The sequence below is a fragment of the Rhizobacter sp. genome (assembly GCF_031412075.1).
Taxonomy (GTDB): domain Bacteria; phylum Pseudomonadota; class Gammaproteobacteria; order Burkholderiales; family Burkholderiaceae_C; genus Rhizobacter.
This window is the reverse complement of sequence record NZ_JANOCG010000392.1, coordinates 1-3,486: the sequence shown is the minus strand read 5'-3', so window position 1 is coordinate 3,486 and position 3,486 is coordinate 1. Positions and strand designations below refer to the sequence as shown.

Here is a 3,486-nt window from a genome sequence, read left to right as displayed (position 1 = left end):
CTCATCATTCGTGGCCATCCCGCTGCTTCGTGTCTCCCCACTCCGTTCGGGCTGAGCCTGTCGAAGCCTGCGCCGTGCTGTGCGCACCCTTCGACAAGCTCAGGGCGAACGGGCTCTGGTTGCGGCATGTCACTCATCATTCGTGGCCCCCCCCGCTGCTTCGTGTCCCCACACTCCGTTCGGGCTGAGCCTGTCGAAGCCAGCTCCGTGCTGTGCACACCCTTCGACAAGCTCATGGCGAACGGGCTCTGGTTGCAGCATGTCACTCATCGCGGGCTTTCAGGTCTTGGGAAAGACGATCACGGCATTCAGGCCGTGTGGCGCTTGCTCGCTCAGTTGCAACTCAGCCGCGTCACCGAAGAAAGCGCGCAAACGTTCGCGCAGGTTGTTGAGGCCGGTGCCAGGTGCCACCGTCTCCGGCATGCCCACGCCGCTGTCGGCCACCACCACTTCGACAGCACCCGCTTGCTCACGCGCTTCGACGCGGATGTGGCCGCCCGCCTCGCTGGGGTCGACGCCGTGGCGTACGGCGTTTTCCACCAGAGTGAGCAGCGCCATCGGCGGAAAGCGCAGTTGCGCCAGCTCGGGCGGCACGTTCACGCTGAACGCCAGCCGGTCGGGCATGCGCATGCGCATCAGCTCCAGGTAGGCCTTGACCAGCGCCATCTCGGTGCCCAGCGTCGCGTTGTCACTGCTCAGCGTGGGCACGGCGGCACGCAGATACGCGATCAGGCTTTGCAGCACCGGCGCCGCACGCGGCGAACCCGATTCGACCAGCTGCTGCACATTCGCCAGCGTGTTGAAAAGAAAGTGCGGCTCGATCTGCGCGTGCAGCAGGCGCAGCCGCGCATCGAGCGCCTGCTTTTCGAGCGTGCTGCGCTCCAGCGCAAACGCCAGCTCCTGCGCACGCGCTTGCGCGTCGCGCTCGCGGTAAAGCGCGCCCAGCGCCAGCACGAGACCGATGGCCATGGCCCAGACCGTGATCTTGATGAAGCCCCAGACCATGCCCTCGTGCTCCAGCACGCGCAACACGCTGCCACCCGCCATCCACAGGTAGGCCAGCAAGGTCGCCACCGGCGCTGTCAGCACGATGGCCAACAACTGCACCACCCACCGCGGCAGCCAACGCTGCGGCCAGCGGCCGGCCACGTCGTAAGCCAGCAGCAAGGACAGCCCGACGAACACCGTGCGCGCCAGGATGCTGACGAACGAGGTGGCGAAATGCGGGCTGAACAGCGCCGCGAGCGAGGTGGCGACGGCCAGCATCAACAGCAGGCGCGGCGGCCGAAAGGCCGAGCGCAGCAGCGTCAACACGCTGCGCCAGCCGACCGTGGAGAGGGGAGCCGTGGAATCCATCGCCCGCACGATACGGGCATTCACGCCATTCCCCAAGTGGTGCGGGGCGGGTGTGCGACGGGCGACGGGAATCGAGGGCCGAGCCACGGCAGGCAGGCGGAGCCGGTGCCCCGCCTGCCCTCCCCCCCGGAGTTACTTGACGATCACCGTGTACATGCTGGTGCCGCCGTTGTTCCAGGGTCCGAGCGTCACCGTGCCCGCGTTGAAGCGCTTCCTGAAGAGGCTGAAGCCGCGCGAGACGGTCGGGCTTTCGGCCATGGTCAGGTCGGCCCCGGTGTCGACCCAGCTGCTGTCGATCCACGAGGGCAGCGGCGAGCGGTTGTCGAAGGCGATGTACACGTCGGCCGCAGCCGAGATGCTGAAGGTCGCCAGCGGGTTGCCGGCATAAGCCTTGGACGCATTGGCCGCGCGAATCCAGCGCCCACCCGCCACCACCGCAGGCACGGCGCTGAAGGTGTAGGTGCGGTCGCCATACGACACGTTGCCGTTTTGCAGGTTGCTCTGGATCGACCAGTTGGCCGAGTTGGCGCCGTCTGACACCTGCAGGTTCGACACCGTCACCGCCGGCGGCACACCGCAGCCGGTGACACGCGCACCGCCCCAGTCGGCGTGGTCATAGCCGTCGCCGTTGCCGCCGTCGGTCACGACCAAGCGCAGCTCGGCCGTGTTGGCCACCGGCACGACGGCGGTGGTGCGCAGCGAGCTGCCGGTCAACGCAGGGCTGGTGTAGGCCAGCACGCCGTCGCGCCAGACCTGGAACACCACGCTACCGTTGTCACCCACCTCGTCGTCCACGCCGAGGTCGGCGATGAAGTTGCCGGAGCAGCTGCGGTTGAGGTTGAAGCGCAGGTCAGACGGCGCGTGCACGCCCAGCCCGCGCTGGTACGCCACGCCACCGATCGAGATCTGCCGGCCGTCGGCCGCGCCCTGCTCGCCGTTGCTGCGGTTCACCTCGTACGGGCCCCAGCCGTTCACCGGCGTGCCGATCAGAGGGAAGCTGCTCAGCTGCGTGCGCGGGAAGATGTCGCGCGTGACGGTGTTCGTCGCACCCGACGAGTCGCGCACCGTGAGCGTGATGCGCAGCCACATGTTGGCTTCGCTGGCTTCGAAGTCGGGCACGGTGAACGAGCCGCTGCCGCCGGCCACCGGCGTGATGAAGGTGTGTGCGTGCGTGTCGTGCTGGAAGTCGACTTTCCAGCTGAGGTTGGCGCCGGCCAGGTTGCCGTCTTCGGGGTCGGTGCCCACGCCGCTGTAGCTGATGACGTCGCCGGTGGCAAAGCCGGTGGTCGCCGAGGGCGTGTCGATGCGCGCGGTGGGCGAGCGGTTGGTCGTGACGGTGAGCGTGGCCTCGTCGGTGGTCACGCTGCCGAAGCTGTTGCTGGCCACGGCACGGAAGCGTGCGCCGGTGTCATTCACCGTGGTGGTGGCCAGCGTGTAGCTGCCACCGGTGGCGCCGCTGATGTTGGCGCCGTTGCGTTGCCACTGGAAACCGGTGGCGCCGTCGGCTGCAGCCGAGAAGGTGGCGGCCGTGCCCACGTAGACCGTCTGGCTCTGCGGGTGCTGCGTGATGCGCGGTGCCTGGCTGCCGGTGAAGGTGATCTTGCCCACCGTGCCGGCGCCGGGTGCGGGTGTGCCGGTGGCCTGGTTGCGCGCCAGGTAGTACATGGCGCCCGAGGGAGCGACGCCGATGTTGGTGGGGTTGCCGATGCCGCTGGCAAAGGTCGTCACCGTGTTGGGTGTCGACGGGTTGAAGTACTTGATGGCGCCGTTGCAGAAGTCGGCAAAGAAGAAGCGACCCACGTAAGAGGTGCCGAATTGCGCGGTGGCCGGGTTGTAGAAGGCGGTGCCCGTGATGGAGCAGCCCTCGCTGTGCGAGTAGGCATACACCGGGTTCAGGTAGTTGGTGTTGCTGCTGCTGCCCTCGACTGCCGGCCAGCCGTAGTTGCCGCCGGCCTGGCCACGGTTCACTTCTTCCCAGCTGCCCTGGCCCACGTCACCGATGTAGGTGAGGCCGGTGCCGGGCTGGATGTCGAGCACGAAGGGGTTGCGAAAGCCGAGCGCCCAGGTGGCCTTGTAGGCATTGGAAGGCGTCGTGAAGAAGGGGTTGTCGCTCGGGATGGTGCCGTCGGC

General features: G+C 67.8%; 2 protein-coding genes. Both read right to left on the bottom strand.

Annotation, left to right across the window (positions count from 1 at the left end; translation table 11 throughout):
• Positions 1-279: 279 nt before the first annotated feature.
• Complete coding sequence (locus tag RMO40_RS14755) at positions 280-1,356, bottom strand: histidine kinase (RefSeq protein ID WP_309722758.1); 1,077 nt, start codon at positions 1,354-1,356, stop codon at positions 280-282.
• A gap of 132 nt (positions 1,357-1,488) precedes the next feature.
• On the bottom strand, positions 1,489-3,486 hold a 1,998-nt coding region (locus tag RMO40_RS14750; protein ID WP_309722756.1), incomplete at its 5' end, for an NPCBM/NEW2 domain-containing protein.